The sequence below is a fragment of the Thermosynechococcus sp. M98_K2018_005 genome, assembly GCF_015295825.1.
GTDB lineage: Bacteria > Cyanobacteriota > Cyanobacteriia > Thermosynechococcales > Thermosynechococcaceae > Thermosynechococcus.
Window position 1 is genome coordinate 1 of sequence record NZ_DVEH01000093.1, and the last position, 17,862, is coordinate 17,862.

The window sequence follows — 17,862 nt, forward strand, 5'->3', positions numbered from 1 at the left end:
CTAATTTATCAGTGAGGCCAAACCATATCAATGGAATAATTTGTGACGCCAATGCTGCTAGCGCCGCACCTTTTATTGACCATAGCGGAATGAGAAGAAGACACCCAATCACATTGATGATTAGCGCCAACGATGTGAATGTTGGAATCAAATTCTGCTCATTCTCGGATAACAAGCATTTTCCAAACACTGCAGAAAAGCAAATCAGCGGAAGATTCCATATATATTATGTATCTGAAGCACTCCATCGCCACTCAGGTCAACATGGTACCAATGATCTTCAACCAGAATGCCGTACCGAGATAGGCGTCGCGCTTTGCCGGTGCGTTGACCAGTTCCTTGACAATGATCCCGTCTATCCCCAGTTTGGCGAGTGACGCAAACAGTCCCACGAACGCCAGCGCATAGCTGAACAGGCCGAACTTTATCGGACCAAAGTAGCGCGCGACATAGATGCCGACCAGCAACCCGGCGATGATTCGCAGTATCTGCTCGGCAAATAGCCAAGACGTATTAACGATGTACCTTCGTATTCCCTGATGGACCTGCACCTTGCCGAAGGCCGCGCGGAATCTAACGATGATGCCCGACCACACTCCGATCACCGCAGGCATAGAAGTAAAATAGCCGGACACGTCTTCTATCTTCAATCATGTCGCGCGCTATCATGCCTTGCGTCTAGTTACCGTAATGGCCCCAAACAAATCAGTCAAGGCGTGCGCGCAGTTAAACAGGCCGAATTGTTCCGGCCCCAGGTAGCGGGCAATCCACACTCCCACGAGCAACCCCACGCCCATGCGCAGGATCTTGTCGAAAAACAGCCAGCCTGGGTTATCAACGATCTTGATCAGATTGGGCCGATGCGCGATGCGGTGATGAATGAAGCGGGGGATGAGGTTCACAGCTGGATCACGCAATCCATTTCGTTGTACTGCGCCGGCGGAATGGTGTTGGAAAGGCCGACGTCGCCCGTGCCGGCGATGGTGATTCTTATGGGCCTTCGTTCTCTGCTTCGGGTTTGATGTCGCGGCTTTGGTAAAACAGCTGACCCAGCCGTCTTGCAGCCCGAGCTTGATGCAGGCTAGCGCCCGGGTGATCTTGCGGGTGACGAAGGTTTCGCCGCAGATGAGGCTTCGCAGCAGGCCGACGGTGCCCGCGACGTTGTTGTGGAATTAGGCCAGGGTCTGGGCAACGAATTCGCCCACGGCCTTGATTCCAGAAAATCGGAGCGGCGGGATTTGAACCCACGACCCCCACTACCCCAAAGTGGTGCGCTACCAAGCTGCGCTACGCCCCGTTAAGCTTTACCAGTATAACACGAGTTCAGAGAACATCCTAGCCAGTGATGGAAATTTTGCCCAACCATTTCAGAATGTGGGCATTCACCTGCTCAGGTGCTTCATCTTGGGGGCAATGACCCACCTTTGGTAAGGCGACAAACTCCTGCACACAGGGAAATTGAGCTAGCTTCTGCCCTTCATTAATGGGTTCCCAAGGGTCGGCAGCCCCCCACAGGAAATAGGTGGGGCAGGTAATCTGAGGTAGAAGGTCTTCGGGTAAGGGACCTTGGGAGTAACGGACAAAGGCTAAAAAGACATCGGCAGCCCCGGCATCTTGGGCAGGGGTGAGTAATATCTCTACCAGTTCATCGGTGACGGCAGCAGTGTTGGCATAGGCTTGGTGGAGAATGCGGCGCACGGTACGGGGTTGGGCAATTTGGCGGAAAAAGTAGGTGCCAAGGGCGCGATTTCCTAAAAGTTGCTGGAGCAGGCTGGTGCCCCAGCGGCGGTACCAAGGGAGTTGCTGTCGCTTGCGATCATGGAGCTGACGCAAAGAGCAGTTGAGCAGGATCAGTTGACTGACCCACAGGGGCTGGAAAACAGCAGCCTGTAAAGTGACGACGCAGCCAATGGAATTGCCGATTAAAACCGTCGGCTGACCAATGACCTCACGGCAAAAGTCTAAAACCAACCTTGCCCAGGTCTCAAATGTGTAGGGGATGACTGAGGGAGCGGGTTTGGCAGAGCCACCAAAGCCCAGTAAATCGATGGCATACACTTGATGGTGGGCAGCGAGGGTAGGAATATTTTTGCGCCAATGCAAGCTCGAGGCACCAAAGCCGTGAATGAGGAGTAGGGGGGTGCCCTGAGTCCCTTGATGCCGATAGAGAATCGGGTAGCTGTGCCAATGCCACGTTTGAGCTGGGAGAGAGAAAGTCATTTAGTCGGCTTGGAGAAATTGACGGTAGCGATCGCTCAACTCCTGAACAGCTCGCTCATAAAATTGCTGTCCATGCTCAGGGGCGGCCAAACTGGAATCTGCCCCCATACGACCATCAGGATAGCGGCGGCGAAAATCTGCGGCACTGTAGATAGCATGACTGGTGTTGACTTCGGGATTGAGGGGAACGCGCTTAATGGCCTCTGGATAGAGAAATTGGGTCACCGCCACTTCACTAGGGGTGGCATGGGAACCCTCGCGATCGCCATACAATTCCCGCGCCAGTTGCATCACTGAACTACACATAAACCAGTTAGCCAATTCACAGCGCACTTGATCCGCTTCTGGAATGTGCAGATCTGCCAAGACCGCATAGGTTTCAGCAAAGGCTGCCTTCACCGTGGCGATATTGCCGCCATGACCATTAATAAAAAAGAAGCGTTGAAAGCCTGCGCGTACTAAGCTCACTACATAGTCGCGAATGACCAGAATCAACGTGTTAGGGCGCAAACTAATGGTGCCGGGGAAAGCTGTATGGTGTAAGGCCATGCCTACGGAAATGGTTGGGGCAACAAGGGCAGCAGTGGTTTCTCCTACCCCTTTGGCGATCGCCTCAGCACAGAGGGCATCAGTACCAATTAGACCCATAGGACCGTGCTGCTCCGTAGAGCCAATGGGAATAATCATCCCCTTGGAAGTCTTGAGATAGGCTTCGACCTCTGGCCAAGTACGCAAATGTAGTAGGGGCATCTCTGTCTCCTAAATCAGATCCTCAAGAACGGCTTGTGTATTCCGCCATGCCCAAATGCCAGCGATCGCCACCACGCCCCCCATCCCGACCATCACAACCGTGAGACCTAAGAAATCCGAAAGAATCCCCGCAATCGCCAAGGGCACACTGAGGGCAATATTGACAATGTTATTTTGGAAGCCAAAGACCTTACCCCGCATTGTCGCCGGCGTCCGAATCTGAATCAGCGTCTGCATGGGAATACCAATTAAGGACGCCCCCATTCCCAGCAAAATACTTAAGCCCAGACCCACCCACAGATGATGCACAAATGCAAAGACCAGTAAGACGGCTGCCATCACCAAAAAGCCAATCAAAGGTAGTGGCCGATGATGCAATTTCTCTCCCCATTGGCCCAAAACCCCCGCCCCTAAAATTAACCCCAACCCTGCAGCGGCCAAGAGAAAGCCAAACTGGTTAGGACGCAGACCAATTTCTTGGGCTAAACTGACTGCCAACACCGTTAAGGCGGCAAAGACACAATAGAGGATCGTTAACTGGAGCATGGCATTGCCCAAGAGACGATTTTTGCGCACATAGTGAAACCCCTCCTGCAAGTCCTGCCAAACATTGAGGTGGCGATCGCGCTCATGCACTGCTTCTCGGTAGCGAATCGACGCTAAAACCAACCCCGCCATGACGTACAGCGCACCGACAACGACTTCACGGGCATAGATACCCCCTATGGCCACAGCACCACTCAGCAATGGCTCGCCGATGGCAAACCCCACCACGAGTGACCCCATCATTGTTGTGATAAAGAGGGCATTCGCCGAGAGCAGATTTTCCTCCTTCACGAGCAGGGGAATCGCCGCCTGTTCCGCTGGGGCAAAGAATTGAGTGAGGATGGACTCGGAAAAGGCAATCAGGAGCAGCAGCGTAAACCGCTTCGGAATAAAGATCAGGGCAAAGACCAGTAGCCCGCGCAGAATATTGGTAATGCTCATTAGCTCCCGCTTGGGGTAGCGATCCACAAACGTGCCCGCCGTTGAACCAAAGAAGACCGCTGGTAGTGTATTGGCAATCATTACGGCTGAGGCCTTGGAGCCGGGCAGTTCATAGCTGGCATCGTAGGAAACCGCCAGTGTAATTAGGAGGACGAGAAAAATTTTGTCCGCCAGTTGGGAGATGATTTGACCGCCCCATAACTTGAGGAAATTCTTGTTCCGCATCAGAGCAGCAAACCCTTCTGGACAGGGTTTGGGATCAGAACTTACCATCGCTGTTGCTCACTGACCATGAACACAAGTTTCCTCACCGTTACCAAAGATTGGGACTGGCAGTCTGAATCCAATATACCGTCAGACCCTTGCCTGCGTTTGCCCTGTCTCTGTATCCTTTGAAGTTCTTTTTAGGCATTCTGAGGAGGACAGCTTACAAAATCACCAGATAGGAGGAAGTAAAAATACGAAAAATTACCCTCCCCACCTGATTCTGTTGGATTTAAATTTGCCGGGGATGGAGGGTTACGATATTTGCCGCCAACTGCGGCGATCGCCTCAACGGGAGGGTGTGCCAATTGTCATGCTGACCGCTAAGGATGATCCTGTCCATCGGATTCGTGCCCGTACTGAATCACCGTCGCCATCTGGCTTGGCTGGAGGAGCAATTAGGAAACACCAAGGGGGCGATCGCTCACTATCAAGATCAACGGTCGCAGGCACGTCTCGCCTTTCTCCAAGGGTTGTAACTCAAATTCTCAGGAAAAGCCTTCATCACTCAATCCTTGACCTTAATAGGATTTCTCGATACGCAAATTGTGGCCGAGCGGCTTGACAAAAGCAACACCGCACGATTGATCAAAAGTTCCAGACTCTGGAGGCCAAGTTTGAAGAGGAACTCAACTCAATGGCAGCGAAGTTTGACGAAAAATTTAACGCGATTGATGAGAAATTCAGCACTATAGAAGCCAAAATTGAGACAGTGCGCTTGGAAGTGCAAACCAATCGTGAGCAGCTAGTGGACTTAGGAAAGCGTCAAGGCTTGACGGAAAATCGCCTCTGGGCACGGCTCGTGGCACTCTTTTTGATGGTGGCGGGACTATTGGCCAAGATTACCCTGTTTGACCAAGGCTACTAAACTAAAACGATTGCTCAAAAAAAGAGGGCTGAGGGGCAAACCCCAACCCAACCCTCTTGAATCAGTCTCAGTTGCACCTAAACGGTTACCAGTTCCGCTTGACGCCGGAAGCTGAGGCGTTCGTTCTCGCCCACATCCACCAGAATCGTATCGCCATCGAAGAAGTCACCCCGTAGGATAGCTTTGGCAATGGGGGTTTCCAGTTGTTTCTGGATGGCGCGTTTCAGCGGGCGGGCACCATAGACAGGGTCGTAACCCACTTCGGCCAAGAAGTCGATCGCCTTCTCAGTGAGGGACAAGGTAATCTGGCGATCGCTCAGGCGTTGCTGCACCCGCTGCACCTGCAATTGAACAATTTGCCGCAATTGCTCCTTACGCAGGCTGTGGAAGATGATAAATTCATCCACGCGGTTGAGGAATTCGGGTCGGAAGTGGGCACGCATCGCCTCCATGACACGGTTGTACATTTCCGTGTAGCGACTGTCATCGCCGGCAACATCGAGAATGTACTGGGAACCAATGTTGCTGGTCATGATGATGATGGTGTTCTTGAAGTCCACTGTGCGCCCTTGGGAATCGGTGACGCGGCCATCATCGAGAATTTGCAGGAACACGTTGAAGACATCGGGATGGGCTTTCTCGATCTCATCGAAGAGAACCACGGCATAGGGACGGCGGCGAATGGCTTCCGTGAGTTGACCGCCTTCGTCATAGCCCACATAACCAGGGGGCGCCCCAATCAACCGCGATACGGCATGTTTCTCCATGTACTCGGACATATCAATCCGCACCATCGCCTCTTCGGTGTCGAACATGAAGGCCGCCAAGGCCTTAGCCAATTCCGTCTTACCGACACCCGTTGGTCCAAGGAAGATGAAGCTGGCAATGGGACGATTGGGATCCGCTAGCCCGGCACGGGAGCGCTGAATGGCCTCCGCTACTGCGGTGACGGCCTCATCTTGACCCACAACCCGTTTGTGCAGCTCTTCTTCGAGGTGCAGCAGTTTTTGGGCTTCCGACGCCACCAGTTTGCTCACGGGGATGCCTGTCCACTTCGAGATGATTTCGGCAATGTCGGCCTCGGTCACTTCATCCCGCAGGAGCGATCGCCCCCCCACTTGAATCTCCCGCAGTTTGGCTTCGACTTCCGCCAGTTTTTTGTGGAGTTCTGTGAGCTTGCCGTATTTGAGTTCGGCAGCACGGTTGAGGTCGTAGTTGCGCTCCGCTTGCTGGATCTCGATGTTGACTTTTTCGATGTCCTCTTTGATGGCTTGGAGACGGTCAATGACTTCTTTCTCTGCTCGCCACTGGGCATTAAGGCGGCTTTGCTCCTCCTTGAGGTCGGCTAGCTCTTTTTCGAGTTTCTCAAGGCGATCGCGCGAGGCTGCCGAGGTTTCTTTTTGCAGTGAGAGCCGCTCCATCTCCAATTGCAGGATCTTGCGGTCAATCTCATCCAGTTCCTCAGGTTTCGAGGTAATCTCCATTTTTAGTTTGGCCGCCGCTTCGTCCACGAGGTCAATTGCTTTGTCGGGCAAGAAGCGATCGCTAATGTAGCGGGTTGAGAGCGTGGCCGCTGCCACCAAGGCGGTATCAGAAATTTTGACACCGTGGTGAATCTCATAGCGTTCCTTGAGACCGCGCAAAATCGAGATTGTGTCTTCCACACTGGGCTGATCCACATAGACCTGCTGGAATCGCCGCTCTAAGGCGGCATCCTTTTCAATGTACTTGCGGTACTCATCCAGGGTGGTGGCACCAATACAGCGCAGTTCACCCCGTGCCAACATCGGTTTAAGCAGGTTGCCGGCATCCATTGCCCCTTGGGTGGCCCCGGCACCAACAACGGTGTGGATTTCATCAATAAAGAGGATGATTTGGCCGTTGGAGTCTGTCACTTCCTTCAGCACTGCTTTGAGGCGCTCTTCAAACTCACCGCGATACTTGGCACCGGCAATCAAGGCACCCATGTCGAGAGCAATCAACTGGCGATCGCGCAGGGAATCAGGCACATCCCCCGCCACAATCCGCTGTGCCAAGCCTTCAGCAATGGCGGTTTTACCAACGCCGGGTTCACCAATGAGCACTGGGTTATTTTTGGTACGGCGGGAGAGAATCTGAATCACACGGCGAATTTCGTCATCACGGCCAATGACGGGATCCAGTTTCCCTTGACGAGCCAAGAGCGTCAGATCACGGCCATATTTTTCCAGTGCCGCATATTTACCCTCTGGGTTTTGATCCGTCACTTTTTGGGAGCCGCGAATTTGCTGAATCGTTTCCCGCAGCACTTTTTCCGTAAGGCCAATGTCTTGAAAGAGTTTTTTACCAAAGCGATCGTCGTGGGCAAAGGCCAATACCAAGTGCTCAATGGAAATAAACTCATCGCCAAACTGTTTGCGTGCCTCTTCAGCGCGATCAAGGAGCTTGTCAAGGCTCTGTCCCAGATAGACGCCACTCGGATTACTGATTTTCGGCTGACGGTTAATAAACTCGTCAGTGAGATCGCGGATGCGCTGCACCGAACAGCCAGCTTTTTGGAAAATTTGTGTTGCCAGACCCTCTTGCTCTAGCAGCGATTTCATCAGGTGTTCACTCTCTAGATTCTGATGCTGTGCCTGCTTAGCCAGATCTGGCGTGCGGGCGATCGCTGCCCATGCTTTTTCGGTAAATTGATTGGGATTGGATGGTTGCATAACTGACCCTTTGACCCCTTTTTACAGTTCTTAACTATTTATATTGTATGGATTGTCAGAAAAACGCTGTTTCGGACTTCCCTACTCTACAGGTAGAATTAGCCACCCAAGAATAGTTCTAGCCTAGCTCTTATGCAGAGCATTATGGGGCAGAGAGAATATGCCCAATTTCTCTTAATATGTAAAGTGCTTTAACTTTGGCAACGCAAGCTATGACGAACTCCCCTGTAACTGAGCCATCCCCGCGTCAAGAGTCGGTTCTGCGCTATACGGTGCTGGGTTCCCGTCGCCCTAGTAACTACTTTTGGGCAACAGCGGTCTCCATTGGTGGCTTGGGCTTCTTTTTGGCCGGTCTCTCTAGCTATTTACACCGCAACCTATTGCCCATTGGCAACCCAATTGATTTGGTCTTTATTCCCCAAGGAATTGCCATTGGCTTTTATGGAGTGGCGGCGTTGCTGTTGGCAACGTACCTGTGGCTTGCGATCGCTTGGGATATTGGCGGTGGCTTCAATGAGTTCAATAAAGAAACAGGCTTTGTCCGCATTTTCCGTTGGGGCTTCCCCGGCAAGAACCGCCAAATTGAGGTAAGCTGCCCGATTAGCGATGTTCAAGCTGTAAAAATTGTCATTAAAGAAGGACTTAACCCCAAGCGTGCCCTCTACCTGAAGATTAAAGGCCGAGGTGAAGTCCCCCTGACTCGCGTGGGTGCACCGCTGCCCTTGGCCGAACTGGAGACACAGGGAGCAACAATCGCCAGCTTTTTGGGAGTTCCTGTCGAGGGATTGTGATTTTAGTCCTCGTGATCGTCGAAGGGATCCGCTAGCTCCTTCGAGGGGGGGCCAAAGGAAAGGTAGATGGAGTAGCCAGTGACGCCAATACAGACGGCAGCGAGAGCAATGCTAAGAACTGTTGCAGGTTCCATAGAAGCGTACTAAATGGGAGCAAGATATGCTTCTATAATATTACGAAACGTTAAAACGCTGTTCATTTCGTTCAAAAAAGGGATTTATGGCACGACGGACTTGGCTCGGGGATATTCTGCGCCCCTTGAATTCTGAATACGGTAAAGTCGCCCCCGGCTGGGGTACTACTCCCTTGATGGCAGTCTTTATGGGGCTATTTTTGGTCTTTTTGCTGATCATTCTGCAAATCTACAACTCGACACTCATCCTCGATGGTGTTAATGTGAGCTGGAAAGCACTGGGATAATCCATGAACGTTTTTGGGATCGGTCTGCCGGAACTCATCGTCATTTTGGTGGTGGCACTGCTCATCTTTGGCCCGAAAAAGCTGCCGGAAATTGGCCGCAGCCTTGGTAAAACAAAGCGTGCCTTTGAGGAGGCCTCCCGTGAATTCCAAGATGAAATGAAGCGGCAGACCGCTGCCCTCGAGCAGGAACAGCAGGCCAAGGCAGAGTCTGAATCGCCTCGGGAACCCTCCGCTTAGGTGGCATGGCACTCCAGCCCTGTGTGATTGTCGGCCTTGGGAATCCGGGGATAGAGTATGCTACAACGCGCCATAACATTGGCTTTCGTGTCCTCGACGCCCTTGCGCAGCGGTATAAAGTGCAGTTGACCCCGCAGCGGCGTTTCTTGGGAGAGGTGGGAGAGGTTCTGATTCATGATCAGAAGGTGCGCCTCCTCAAGCCCACCACCTATATGAATAGTTCGGGGCAGTCTCTCCATGCCCTGTTGAATTTTTATAAACTGCCCCTTGAGCGAACCCTTGTCGTTTATGATGATGCTGATTTGCCTTTGGGGCGAGTGCGCTTGCGCCTGAGTGGTTCAACGGGGGGACACAATGGGATTAAATCGATTATTCAGCATTGTCATTCCCAGCAGTTTCCTCGCCTGAAGGTGGGCATTGCCTTTGGCGATCGCCTGAAGCAACAAACGGGGCCGCGCAATGCCGTGCCCTTTGTTTTGGGACATTTTTCAGCAGCGGAACTGGCCATTTTACCCGCCGTGCTCGACCTTGCTGTGGATGCAATTGAGTTAAGTATTCAGTCCGGGGTTGAGGCGGCCATGAATCTCTACAATGGCAAAAGTATTCCCCTGCCGCAATCCTGAACCTGAGGGGAAAGCAGATCTCAAGTTAGATTAAAAACAGGTGTTTTCGGCGTTGAATCATGGACCTTGCTGAAAGTGTACGCATGGCGATCGCCACCCTCAAGGCCAATCGGCTCCGTAGTGGGCTAACGATGCTGGGGATTATTATTGGCAATGCAGCGGTGATTGCCATGGTCGGCGTAGGTCAGGGGGCACAACGCTATGCCGCTAGTCAGTTTGAATCCCTTGGTCCCAATACGCTTTTTATTGTGCCGGGGACGCCCCAAGCCCGTAACCGCACCTTTAATGTGCCACAAACCCTTGTCCTTGAGGATGCTAAGGCGATCGCCACCCAAGTGCCCACGGTGAAGGAAGTGGCACCCCAAATCCAAGTGCAACAACGGGTCACCTATCGAGGACGCAACACGAATGTGCTGATTGTGGGGACCACCCCCACCTTTCCCTCAGTGCGCAGTTTTACAGTGGCGCAGGGGCGCTTTATCTCCGATAAGGATGTGGAACGGCATCGCCGCGTCGTGATTTTAGGCTCGGATTTGGCGAAGAAGCTCTTCATCAATGAAAATCCTGTGGGTCAGCAGGTGCGGATCAAGAATCTTTCCTTTGAGGTGATTGGTGTCATGGCCGAAAAGGGCGCTTTCCTTGGCAACAATCAGGATGAGGCGGCCTATATTCCCATTACGACGATGTCTTCCCGTATTGTCGGGCAGCGCTCTCCTTATGGGATTTCCCTAACCTTTATCTCGGTGTCTGCCCGCGATGAACAGAGCATTGATGCGGCCAAGTTTCAGATTACGAACCTCCTGCGGCTGCGGCATCAAATTGTCGATGAGGACGATTTTACTATTCAAACTCAAAAGGAAGCCCTGCAAATTATTGGCAACATTAGCAATGCCCTGACCTTGATGTTGGCAGCGATCGCGGGCATTTCGCTGCTGGTGGGGGGGATTGGCATTATGAACATTATGCTGGTGTCCGTGACGGAGCGGACCCAGGAAATTGGCCTGCGCAAGGCCATTGGTGCGACTCAGCGGGATATACTGGCACAGTTTATGATTGAGGCGATGATCCTGTCTGCCGTCGGTGGCCTAATTGGTACCGGCGTCGGCGTGGGCGGTGTGATGCTGGTGGGGATGCTGACCCCCCTAGAGGCTGGGGTTGCTCCCGTTGCTGTGGCTCTTGCCGTCGGCGTTTCGGGCAGTATTGGCCTCTTTTTTGGGGTGGTTCCCGCTCAGCGGGCGGCGCGGCTGGATCCGATTGTTGCCCTGCGCAGTGTCTAAAAGTACCCTTGAGAAATTGCCGATGGAAACGACAACCCTAGACTGGATTGCTGGCGGTCTTGCGATCGCCATTGTGATTGGTGGCCTGTTGATGATGTTTACGAATCTTTGGACGCGGCGATGACCCTGCGGCGAGGCTTGGCCTACCTGCTGTTGGTGGCGATCGCGATCGCCATGCTGCTCCCTTTGGTGTGGCTTACCAGTACCGCCTTCAAATCTGCCAATGAAGATATTTTTGCCTTTCCGCCCCGCTGGCTGCCCGCCGAACCAACATGGGCGAATTTCGTCACGGTTTGGCAAACGAATCCCTTTGGCCAGTATCTGTTCAATAGTACGCTGGTGGCGGTCTTAACGGTGGCCTGCAATCTCCTGACCTCTGCCTTGGCCGCCTATCCCTTGGCACGGCTGTCCTTTCGCGGACGTGAGGTGATCTTTACGGCCATTTTGGCCACGATCATGATTCCCTTTCAAATCATCATGATCCCCCTGTTTATTTTGGCGGTCCAGTTGGGTCTGCGGAATACCTATCTGGGAATTATGCTGCCGAGTTTGGCCTCTGCCTTTGGTATCTTTCTGTTGCGACAGGCCTTTATGGCGGTGCCCAAGGAATTAGAGGAAGCAGCTCGCCTCGATGGCTGCTCAGAACTGGGGTTGTGGTGGTTTGTGATGCTGCCAGCCATTCGCCCCGCCCTCGTTACCCTGGGCATTTTTGTGTTTATTGGCGCTTGGAGTGATTTTCTCTGGCCACTGTTGGTCTTGGATCAACCAGAACTTTATACCCTGCCCATTGGCGTGGTCACCTTGGCGGGGACGTTTTCTTTGGATTGGCGACTCATTGCCGCTGGCTCAGTGATTTCAATTGTGCCCGTGTTCATTGTGTTTATTTTCTTGCAGCGATATATTATTCCCTCACAAACCGCTGCTGGCCTGAAGGGCTAGCTTCCTAGGCCGCGATAGCGAGTCGGCTGGCGGTGGGCATATTGGCGAAAGAAGGTTTTAATTTCCGCTGCTCGGCCAAGGGCAATCAGGGTGTCGCCGGGCGCTAGGGGCAAGGTTAAGGGGGGATGGGTCACTAATGCGCCATTCTGATGGCGGATAGCAACAATAATAAAGCGGCCTCGGCCTTTCGCTTCCACATCGGCGATCGCTAACCCCACCAAGGAAGCCTCCAAGGGGAGCGTAAACTCCTCAATCTGAAGATCGAGCTGGCTGAGTAGCTCAATCAGGTGACTGCGCTCATCCTTTTCCTCAAGAAAATCCAACACTGTGGGGCGAGTAATGAGCTGCACCATGCGTTGGGCGCTAATACTCGAGGGCAAGACCACATGATCGGCACCGGCAAAACGCAGTTTAGATTCCGTGGCTGGCAATTCACCATAGGCCAAAATTTGCAAGTTGGGATTGAGGCGACGGGCAATCAGGGTGATAAAGACATTACTGGCATCATCAGCCAAAACCGCGACCACAGTGCGAGCGCGATCCACTCCCACCGCCAGGAGTTCGTTTTCATCCATGAGATCGTCACTGCAATAGAAAAGGTGCCCTGACTGCTGGGCAAGCCGTAGTCGCTGCCGCTGGTTGTCAATCACGACAAAGGGGATTTGGGCGGTGGCCAAGTTCATCGCTAGGGTGCGACCAAGAGGTCCATAACCGCAAATGATGACGTGATCCTTGAGGTCAGCGAGATGAGCGGGGGTTGTCATTGGGCGTGGCGGGAGCGGGATGTATATTTACGAATTAGCTTGGGGGCATCTTGGGCATGACCCAATAAGATTAAGGTATCGCCCACTTCCACAAGGGGGTTGGCGCGGGTCGGGAATAATTGGCCATCACTCTTGCGCAAGCCAACAATGATAAATGCCCCTTGGCCGCGTACCTCAAGTCCCGTCAAGCGCGTACCCACGTAAGGGTAATCGGCGGTAATCTCCAGTTCCTCAAGGCGAGCATCAATGTGGCTCAAGAGGTCGTTGAGGGTCTCGCGATCGCCCGTTTGTTCGAGGAAGTCAATGCGTGGCCGCCGAATGAGGTTGGTTATTTGACTGGCGCCAATTTTTGTCGGCAAGACGATGTGATCTGCCCCTGCCAGGCGCAGCTTCGATTCCGTGGCGGCTAAATTTGCCCGTGCCACAATCAGCAGGCTCGGATTCACAGATCGCGCCGTCAGCGTAATGAAGACATTGATTGTATCGTTGGGCAGCACCGTCGCCAGGGCGATCGCCCGATCAATGCCCACCACTCGCAGCGTTTCCTCCTCCGCCGCACTCCCCAAATAGGCCAAATAGCCCAACTGTATCGCTAGATCAATGCGCTGCTCATTGACATCCAAAATGACAAAGGGGATTTTTAATGCCGATAATTCCTGAGCCATCACCTGACCAATGCGGCCAAAGCCACAGACAATGACATGGCGGTTGAGTTTGTTGATGTCGCGGGTCGCCCGTTGAATATCGAGTAGGCGTTTAATCTCCCCCTCGGTAAACAGTTGCACCACGGCACCGATGGTATAGACGGTTGCGGCACTGCCGGCCACAATGATCATCATGTTAAAGAAGCGTTGCGCCGGCGTAATCAGCGGTCGCACTTCACTGTAGCCAATGCCAAAGACGGTGATCACGTACATATAGAGGGCATCGAGCCAGTTCCAGCCAAAGCTGGTGTAGCCCACCACCGCCACCAACATGATCAGAACGAAGAGGGTGATGCCAATAACAAAACGGTTGAGGGCAGGGGTTGCAGGTAACCGTCGCATGGCTTTAATATTTGCGCTCTTGGGGAGGGAACATGGTAATGGTGACAGGCAGATAGTCAATCCTAATGCCATCGCTGTGGTAGGTGGCTAGGGTGTGGCGTAGAAAGTTGACATCATCCCGCTGGGGGTAGTCCTCACGGAAGTGGGCACCACGACTCTCTTGGCGGGCAAGGGCACTACTGAGAATCACCTCGGCAACGATCAGTAGGTTGGCCAGTTCAAAGGCCTCAAGCAGTTCTGTATTCCAATAGCGCTGGCGATCGTCGAGGCGAATCCGGCCATAGGCCGCCTTGAGCCGTTGCAATTCCTCTAAGCCCCTTTGCATTAAGTCAGCCGTACGAAACACACCACAGTATTGGGTCATACAATCTTGTACTTGCTGCCGCAGTTGGGCAATGCGCAGATCCCCGGCTTGGCCAAAGAGGTGTTGAATGTGTTGCTCCGCTGCTTCCAGGTAGGGCTGGGGGTCAAATTGGGGGCGGGGCAGGCTCGGTAAATCCTTGGCGATCGCGGCACCGGTGCGGCGGCCATAGACGACACATTCTAAGAGAGAGTTACTGCCCAAGCGGTTGGCACCATGCACCGAGACACAGGCACATTCGCCGGCCGCATAGAATCCGGTCACCCTCTCGGTCGCATTGGCACGCACCTGACCATTGACATTGACGGGAATGCCCCCCATTGAGTAGTGCACCGTCGGACGTACAGGAATTGGCTCCACCACCGCATCCACCCCCGCCAAGCGATGGGCTTCCTCCCAACAGAAGGGAATGCGACTCATGATTGTTTCGCGACCCAAGTGGCGGACATCGAGATAGACAAAAGGCCCCCCTGCAGAACCGTCACTGTGGATGCCCCGCCCTTCGCGAATTTCGATGGCGATCGCCCGCGAGGTAATATCACGGGGAGCCAGTTCCATGCGACTGGGGGCATAGCGTGCCATAAAGCGTTCTCCCTCGGCATTGACCAGATAAGCCCCTTCGCCGCGCACCGCCTCAGAAATCAAAACCCCCGCTGGATACAACCCCGTCGGGTGAAACTGGACAAACTCCATATCCTCAAGGGGTAAGCCTGCCCGTGCCGTCATCGCTAAGCCATCCCCCGTGGAGGCAAAATCATTAGAGGTGGTATTAAAGACGCGACCATAGCCCCCTGTGGCAAAAAGAATGGCAGGTGCCCGCAGAATATCCAGTTGACCCGTTTCAATGTGGTAAGCAACGACCCCCTTGGCCTGCTGATCCTCGACAATTAGCCGCAGCACATACCACTCGCTAAAAAAGGTGACGTTGTATTTCAGGAGATTGCAGTAGAGTTCGTGGAGAATGGCATGACCGGTTTTGTCGGCTGCATAGCAGGTGCGCTGGTACGTGTGACCGCCAAAGGGACGTTGGGCAATGCGGCCATCGGGTAGGCGAGAGAAGAGCACCCCCAAGTGCTCAAGGTCAATCACCACATCGGGCGCTTCTTGAGCAAGAATGGCTACGGCATCCTGATCCGCAAGAAAGTCTGACCCCTTGATGGTGTCAAAGGCATGGCTTTCCCAAGAGTCTTCGCTGTCCACATTTTTCAACGTAGCGGCAATGCCCCCTTGGGCAGCAACGGAATGGGAACGAATAGGATGGGTTTTGGCCACAAGGGCAATGGGGGTCTCCGGGGCAAGGCGGCAAATTTCCAAAGCAGCACGACAGCCTGCTAGGCCACCACCGACAATCACAACGCCAAAGTCTTGCATCGTCCGTTTGTCCAGTATCTTTTCCTATACTAAATTGGCGACTAGGAGAGCGGCGGCGGCAGCAAAGATGAAACAAAGATAAAAACAGTAGCAAAATGATCTTGCGAGCCTCACGCTGAGTCGTTAGAGTGGCAGTACAGTTCTTTTTTAAGTGGGGTGCACAAGGGCCTGTCTTAGTGCTGACTGTTGAGGCACAGCGGTTTTGATACTTTTGCCTGTGTTTTCTCTCTGTGAAAAGGACTGTAATTTTATGGGAGGCAGCCGTCCTTGAGTGCATTTTTTCTTCACTATGGGGATTGTGGGGTGCGCCATTGGTGCGATCGCGATCGGGCAGCGGTCATGCACCTCATTGCCAATGTCCTCAGTGAGTTTGGCCTTTCTTGGCAACCCGAAGGCGCCGATGCTGATGTGGTTCACGTTGAAGAGTACTACCACCGCCGAGGCGGACAATTTTGGGTGGTGGAGCAAGCCTCGGAAGTCGTTGGCACGATTGCCTTCTATCCCATTCAGCGAGGCGAAGCGGCTGTGGAAATTCGCAAAATGTATCTCCATCCCCGCGTGCGCGGCCAAGGCCTAGGGACATTTCTCCTGCACCATCTGGAGGCAGCCATTGCAGCGGCCGGCTACCGCAAAATCTGGATTGAAACGGCCTCGATTATGACTACAGCTGTCCATTTGTACGAAAAGGCGGGCTATCAACCGGCAACGGGTGTAGAAACGCAGCGCTGCGATCGCGTCTATGTCAAGGACGTAGTGCTTCATGACATGGCTTCGATGGCTTCTGCCCCCTGCTAGTCTGATTGTCCTACTGATTGCACCTACCGCCTTTGGTCTCTGCCGCCAAGACTTGGCTCGTGTCCTGCAACAGGAAATCCAAAATCCCCAATGGCAACGGGGTCAGTGGGGCATGGTGGTGCGCGATTTAACCACGGGGGACCTTCTCTACGACTACCAAGGGGAAAAGCTCTTTTTGGTGGCCTCGAATGTGAAACTAACGACAGTGGCCGCCGCCTTAGACTATTGGGGAGCCAATCATGTCTTTGAGACCACCCTCAGTGCGCGATCCCCCGACCAAACAACGGTGCGCCTTCAGGGTAGTTTTGACCCCAGTTTCAGCAGCCAAGACTTGCAACAAATGGCCACCCGTCTTGCTCAGCAGGGGATTCGCCAGGTTCCAATCTTGGAAATAGGCGGTGTCACACCCGTAACGATCGAACCCACATGGGCGATCGAAGATTTGACGATGGGCTATGCAGCCGTAGTGACGCGCTTTAGTCTCAATCAAAATGCCCTGAACCTAGAGGTCATACCACAACAGTTGGGACAACCCTTGGTACTACGGCAGCGCCAGACCCATTTTCGGTTGGTGAATGAGACCCGCACCGTGGCTCCCTCTGAGCCGGAATTTCTAGAAAGTGAGGTGCGCGGCCAGCAGATCATTGTGCGGGGTCAACTCCGTGGGGGCAGTGAGCCAGCAGAAATGCGCATTCCCCTCAGTGAGCCGATCCCCTATCTTCAGCAGCAGGTGCAGCGTGCCTTTGCCCAAGCCGGTATTCAGGTGCAGCAAATTCGCCTTGTGGAGACAGCAGAGCCGTTACCCGATGTGTTGGTGCGCCATTCCTCAGCTTCCCTAGGGGCGTTGATCTTGCCGATTCTCCAAGAGAGTGATAACTTCTATGCAGAAATGCTCCTTGCGGCTCTGGAGGCAGCACAACCCGGCTATCGCCAACGCTACCTGCGGCAAATCGGAGTACAAGGGGCGGTGTTGGTGGATGGTTCCGGACTCTCGCGGCAAAATTGGCTGACGCCCAATGGATTGGTGACGCTGTTGCAACAAATAGCGCGCACGGATCATGCCTCGCTGTGGCGGCGATCGCTCCCCCTTGCTGGGCGATCGGGTACGTTACGCCAGCGGTTTCGCAATACAGCAGCTCAAGATCGCGTCTGGGCTAAAACCGGCACACTACGGGGCGTCGTTGCCTTGGCGGGCTATGTGGAACCCATGCAGGATCGCCCCCTCGTCTTTAGCCTTGTGGTCAATCAAGGGGGGGAGGGCACGGCTCAACTCCGTGCTGGTTTGGATCGCATAGTTGTTTTGCTGGCGCAATTGCAGACTTGCGATCAGATCACCCTGCGGGTTAAGAGTAATTTTTAACCCCAAAAAATTAAGGTATATTTCCGGGAAAAAGTGAGATTTATAGGAGTGATGTGGGCAGGCTAAAACCCCTCCGCTTCAGCGAGGGGACCCTT

21 protein-coding genes, 1 tRNA gene and 1 pseudogene are annotated in these 17,862 nt (G+C 53.5%); 11 read left to right on the forward strand and 12 right to left on the reverse strand.

Annotated elements, in window-relative coordinates; genetic code table 11:
- The 7 genes from IGQ15_RS12105 to IGQ15_RS11260 all read right to left on the reverse strand — a co-directional run.
- A partial coding sequence (locus IGQ15_RS12105) for a polysaccharide biosynthesis C-terminal domain-containing protein (RefSeq protein ID WP_363315856.1) occupies nucleotides 1–223 on the reverse strand: 223 nt, incomplete at its 3' end.
- 31 nt (nucleotides 224–254) lie between these two features.
- Entirely contained in the window at nucleotides 255–635 is a 381-nt protein-coding gene (locus tag IGQ15_RS11235) for an oligosaccharide flippase family protein (protein ID WP_297051802.1), read from the reverse strand.
- Between the two features lie 30 nt (nucleotides 636–665).
- Nucleotides 666–902, reverse strand: a complete 237-nt coding sequence (locus tag IGQ15_RS11240) for a hypothetical protein (RefSeq protein WP_297051804.1) — start codon at nucleotides 900–902, stop codon at nucleotides 666–668.
- Between the two features lie 321 nt (nucleotides 903–1,223).
- Nucleotides 1,224–1,297: transfer RNA gene (locus IGQ15_RS11245), tRNA-Pro, on the reverse strand.
- A 38-nt stretch (nucleotides 1,298–1,335) separates the two neighbouring features.
- The gene (locus IGQ15_RS11250) at nucleotides 1,336–2,220 is read right to left on the reverse strand and encodes an alpha/beta fold hydrolase (RefSeq protein WP_297051807.1); all 885 of its coding nucleotides are present in this window, start codon (nucleotides 2,218–2,220) and stop codon (nucleotides 1,336–1,338) included.
- Nucleotides 2,221–2,970 (reverse strand): creatininase family protein, encoded by a 750-nt coding sequence (locus tag IGQ15_RS11255; protein WP_297051811.1) that lies wholly within the window; start codon nucleotides 2,968–2,970, stop codon nucleotides 2,221–2,223.
- 9 nt (nucleotides 2,971–2,979) lie between these two features.
- Nucleotides 2,980–4,230 carry an MFS transporter gene (locus IGQ15_RS11260; RefSeq protein ID WP_297051814.1) on the reverse strand — a complete coding sequence of 417 codons (1,251 nt, stop codon included), beginning with the start codon at nucleotides 4,228–4,230 and terminating at the stop codon, nucleotides 2,980–2,982.
- Nucleotides 4,231–4,468: 238 nt separating this feature from the next.
- Between IGQ15_RS11260 and IGQ15_RS12110 the strand changes: the two are divergent.
- From IGQ15_RS12110 to IGQ15_RS11270, 3 genes and pseudogenes are all read left to right on the forward strand, one after another.
- Nucleotides 4,469–4,516: pseudogene (locus IGQ15_RS12110) on the forward strand (hypothetical protein); the annotation flags it as partial.
- Between the two features lie 55 nt (nucleotides 4,517–4,571).
- Nucleotides 4,572–4,700, forward strand: coding sequence for a hypothetical protein (locus IGQ15_RS11265; protein ID WP_297051817.1), 129 nt, complete (start codon nucleotides 4,572–4,574; stop codon nucleotides 4,698–4,700).
- A gap of 158 nt (nucleotides 4,701–4,858) precedes the next feature.
- Nucleotides 4,859–5,089 (forward strand): hypothetical protein, encoded by a 231-nt coding sequence (locus IGQ15_RS11270; RefSeq protein WP_297051820.1) that lies wholly within the window; start codon nucleotides 4,859–4,861, stop codon nucleotides 5,087–5,089.
- A 77-nt stretch (nucleotides 5,090–5,166) separates the two neighbouring features.
- On the opposite strand, the gene clpB is transcribed toward IGQ15_RS11270, so the two are convergent.
- A complete protein-coding gene (gene clpB / locus IGQ15_RS11275; RefSeq protein WP_297051823.1) occupies nucleotides 5,167–7,782 on the reverse strand; it encodes an ATP-dependent chaperone ClpB in 2,616 nt (871 codons plus the stop codon).
- A 212-nt stretch (nucleotides 7,783–7,994) separates the two neighbouring features.
- On the opposite strand from clpB, the gene IGQ15_RS11280 reads away from it, so the two are divergent.
- A complete protein-coding gene (locus tag IGQ15_RS11280; protein WP_297051826.1) occupies nucleotides 7,995–8,573 on the forward strand; it encodes a photosystem I assembly protein Ycf4 in 579 nt (192 codons plus the stop codon).
- Nucleotides 8,574–8,575: 2 nt separating this feature from the next.
- On the opposite strand, the gene psbN is transcribed toward IGQ15_RS11280, so the two are convergent.
- Complete coding sequence (gene psbN / locus IGQ15_RS11285) at nucleotides 8,576–8,707, reverse strand: photosystem II reaction center protein PsbN (protein ID WP_011057227.1); 132 nt, start codon at nucleotides 8,705–8,707, stop codon at nucleotides 8,576–8,578.
- An 86-nt stretch (nucleotides 8,708–8,793) separates the two neighbouring features.
- Between psbN and psbH the strand changes: the two genes are divergently transcribed.
- From psbH to IGQ15_RS11310, 5 genes are all read left to right on the forward strand, one after another.
- A complete protein-coding gene (gene psbH / locus IGQ15_RS11290) occupies nucleotides 8,794–8,994 on the forward strand; it encodes a photosystem II reaction center protein PsbH (protein WP_297051828.1) in 201 nt (66 codons plus the stop codon).
- 3 nt (nucleotides 8,995–8,997) lie between these two features.
- The gene (locus IGQ15_RS11295) at nucleotides 8,998–9,231 is read left to right on the forward strand and encodes a TatA/E family twin arginine-targeting protein translocase (RefSeq protein ID WP_149820194.1); all 234 of its coding nucleotides are present in this window, start codon (nucleotides 8,998–9,000) and stop codon (nucleotides 9,229–9,231) included.
- Nucleotides 9,232–9,236: 5 nt separating this feature from the next.
- Nucleotides 9,237–9,854, forward strand: a complete 618-nt coding sequence (gene pth / locus IGQ15_RS11300; RefSeq protein WP_297051835.1) for an aminoacyl-tRNA hydrolase — start codon at nucleotides 9,237–9,239, stop codon at nucleotides 9,852–9,854.
- Nucleotides 9,855–9,913: 59 nt separating this feature from the next.
- Nucleotides 9,914–11,131 (forward strand): ABC transporter permease, encoded by a 1,218-nt coding sequence (locus IGQ15_RS11305; protein ID WP_297051837.1) that lies wholly within the window; start codon nucleotides 9,914–9,916, stop codon nucleotides 11,129–11,131.
- A 120-nt stretch (nucleotides 11,132–11,251) separates the two neighbouring features.
- Nucleotides 11,252–12,070: a carbohydrate ABC transporter permease gene (locus IGQ15_RS11310; protein ID WP_297051840.1), complete on the forward strand. Its 819-nt coding sequence runs from the start codon at nucleotides 11,252–11,254 to the stop codon at nucleotides 12,068–12,070.
- Here IGQ15_RS11310 and IGQ15_RS11315 read toward each other — a convergent pair.
- From IGQ15_RS11315 to IGQ15_RS11325, 3 genes are read right to left on the reverse strand one after another with little or no spacing between them, the layout of a single operon-like run.
- The gene (locus IGQ15_RS11315) at nucleotides 12,067–12,834 is read right to left on the reverse strand and encodes an NAD-binding protein (RefSeq protein ID WP_297051842.1); all 768 of its coding nucleotides are present in this window, start codon (nucleotides 12,832–12,834) and stop codon (nucleotides 12,067–12,069) included. The two genes, IGQ15_RS11310 and IGQ15_RS11315, sit on opposite strands and share 4 nt — an antisense overlap.
- Nucleotides 12,831–13,880: a potassium channel protein gene (locus IGQ15_RS11320; RefSeq protein WP_297051844.1), complete on the reverse strand. Its 1,050-nt coding sequence runs from the start codon at nucleotides 13,878–13,880 to the stop codon at nucleotides 12,831–12,833. Before IGQ15_RS11320 ends, IGQ15_RS11315 begins: the two co-directional genes overlap by 4 nt.
- Nucleotides 13,881–13,884: 4 nt before the next feature.
- Nucleotides 13,885–15,612, reverse strand: a complete 1,728-nt coding sequence (locus IGQ15_RS11325; RefSeq protein WP_297051847.1) for a succinate dehydrogenase/fumarate reductase flavoprotein subunit — start codon at nucleotides 15,610–15,612, stop codon at nucleotides 13,885–13,887.
- A 303-nt stretch (nucleotides 15,613–15,915) separates the two neighbouring features.
- Between IGQ15_RS11325 and IGQ15_RS11330 the strand changes: the two genes are divergently transcribed.
- Together IGQ15_RS11330 and dacB are read left to right on the forward strand one after the other, a co-directional pair.
- Nucleotides 15,916–16,407: a GNAT family N-acetyltransferase gene (locus tag IGQ15_RS11330; protein ID WP_363315857.1), complete on the forward strand. Its 492-nt coding sequence runs from the start codon at nucleotides 15,916–15,918 to the stop codon at nucleotides 16,405–16,407.
- The gene (gene dacB / locus IGQ15_RS11335; RefSeq protein WP_297051852.1) at nucleotides 16,373–17,767 is read left to right on the forward strand and encodes a D-alanyl-D-alanine carboxypeptidase/D-alanyl-D-alanine-endopeptidase; all 1,395 of its coding nucleotides are present in this window, start codon (nucleotides 16,373–16,375) and stop codon (nucleotides 17,765–17,767) included. The genes IGQ15_RS11330 and dacB overlap by 35 nt, the downstream gene beginning before the upstream one ends.
- The last annotated feature ends 95 nt before the right edge of the window (nucleotides 17,768–17,862 follow it).

Coding starts and splice junctions, on each gene's coding strand:
- IGQ15_RS11315 (WP_297051842.1), bottom strand. CDS start 12,834: ATGACAACCCCCGCTCATCTCGCTGACCTCAAGGATCACGTCATCATT.
- psbN (WP_011057227.1), bottom strand. CDS start 8,707: ATGGAACCTGCAACAGTTCTTAGCATTGCTCTCGCTGCCGTCTGTATT.
- dacB (WP_297051852.1), top strand. CDS start 16,373: ATGACATGGCTTCGATGGCTTCTGCCCCCTGCTAGTCTGATTGTCCTA.
- clpB (WP_297051823.1), bottom strand. CDS start 7,782: ATGCAACCATCCAATCCCAATCAATTTACCGAAAAAGCATGGGCAGCG.
- IGQ15_RS11320 (WP_297051844.1), bottom strand. CDS start 13,880: ATGCGACGGTTACCTGCAACCCCTGCCCTCAACCGTTTTGTTATTGGC.
- IGQ15_RS11310 (WP_297051840.1), top strand. CDS start 11,252: ATGACCCTGCGGCGAGGCTTGGCCTACCTGCTGTTGGTGGCGATCGCG.
- IGQ15_RS11255 (WP_297051811.1), bottom strand. CDS start 2,970: ATGCCCCTACTACATTTGCGTACTTGGCCAGAGGTCGAAGCCTATCTC.
- IGQ15_RS11295 (WP_149820194.1), top strand. CDS start 8,998: ATGAACGTTTTTGGGATCGGTCTGCCGGAACTCATCGTCATTTTGGTG.
- IGQ15_RS11260 (WP_297051814.1), bottom strand. CDS start 4,230: ATGGTAAGTTCTGATCCCAAACCCTGTCCAGAAGGGTTTGCTGCTCTG.
- IGQ15_RS11325 (WP_297051847.1), bottom strand. CDS start 15,612: ATGCAAGACTTTGGCGTTGTGATTGTCGGTGGTGGCCTAGCAGGCTGT.
- psbH (WP_297051828.1), top strand. CDS start 8,794: ATGGCACGACGGACTTGGCTCGGGGATATTCTGCGCCCCTTGAATTCT.
- IGQ15_RS11305 (WP_297051837.1), top strand. CDS start 9,914: ATGGACCTTGCTGAAAGTGTACGCATGGCGATCGCCACCCTCAAGGCC.
- pth (WP_297051835.1), top strand. CDS start 9,237: ATGGCACTCCAGCCCTGTGTGATTGTCGGCCTTGGGAATCCGGGGATA.
- IGQ15_RS11270 (WP_297051820.1), top strand. CDS start 4,859: ATGGCAGCGAAGTTTGACGAAAAATTTAACGCGATTGATGAGAAATTC.
- IGQ15_RS11250 (WP_297051807.1), bottom strand. CDS start 2,220: ATGACTTTCTCTCTCCCAGCTCAAACGTGGCATTGGCACAGCTACCCG.
- IGQ15_RS11280 (WP_297051826.1), top strand. CDS start 7,995: ATGACGAACTCCCCTGTAACTGAGCCATCCCCGCGTCAAGAGTCGGTT.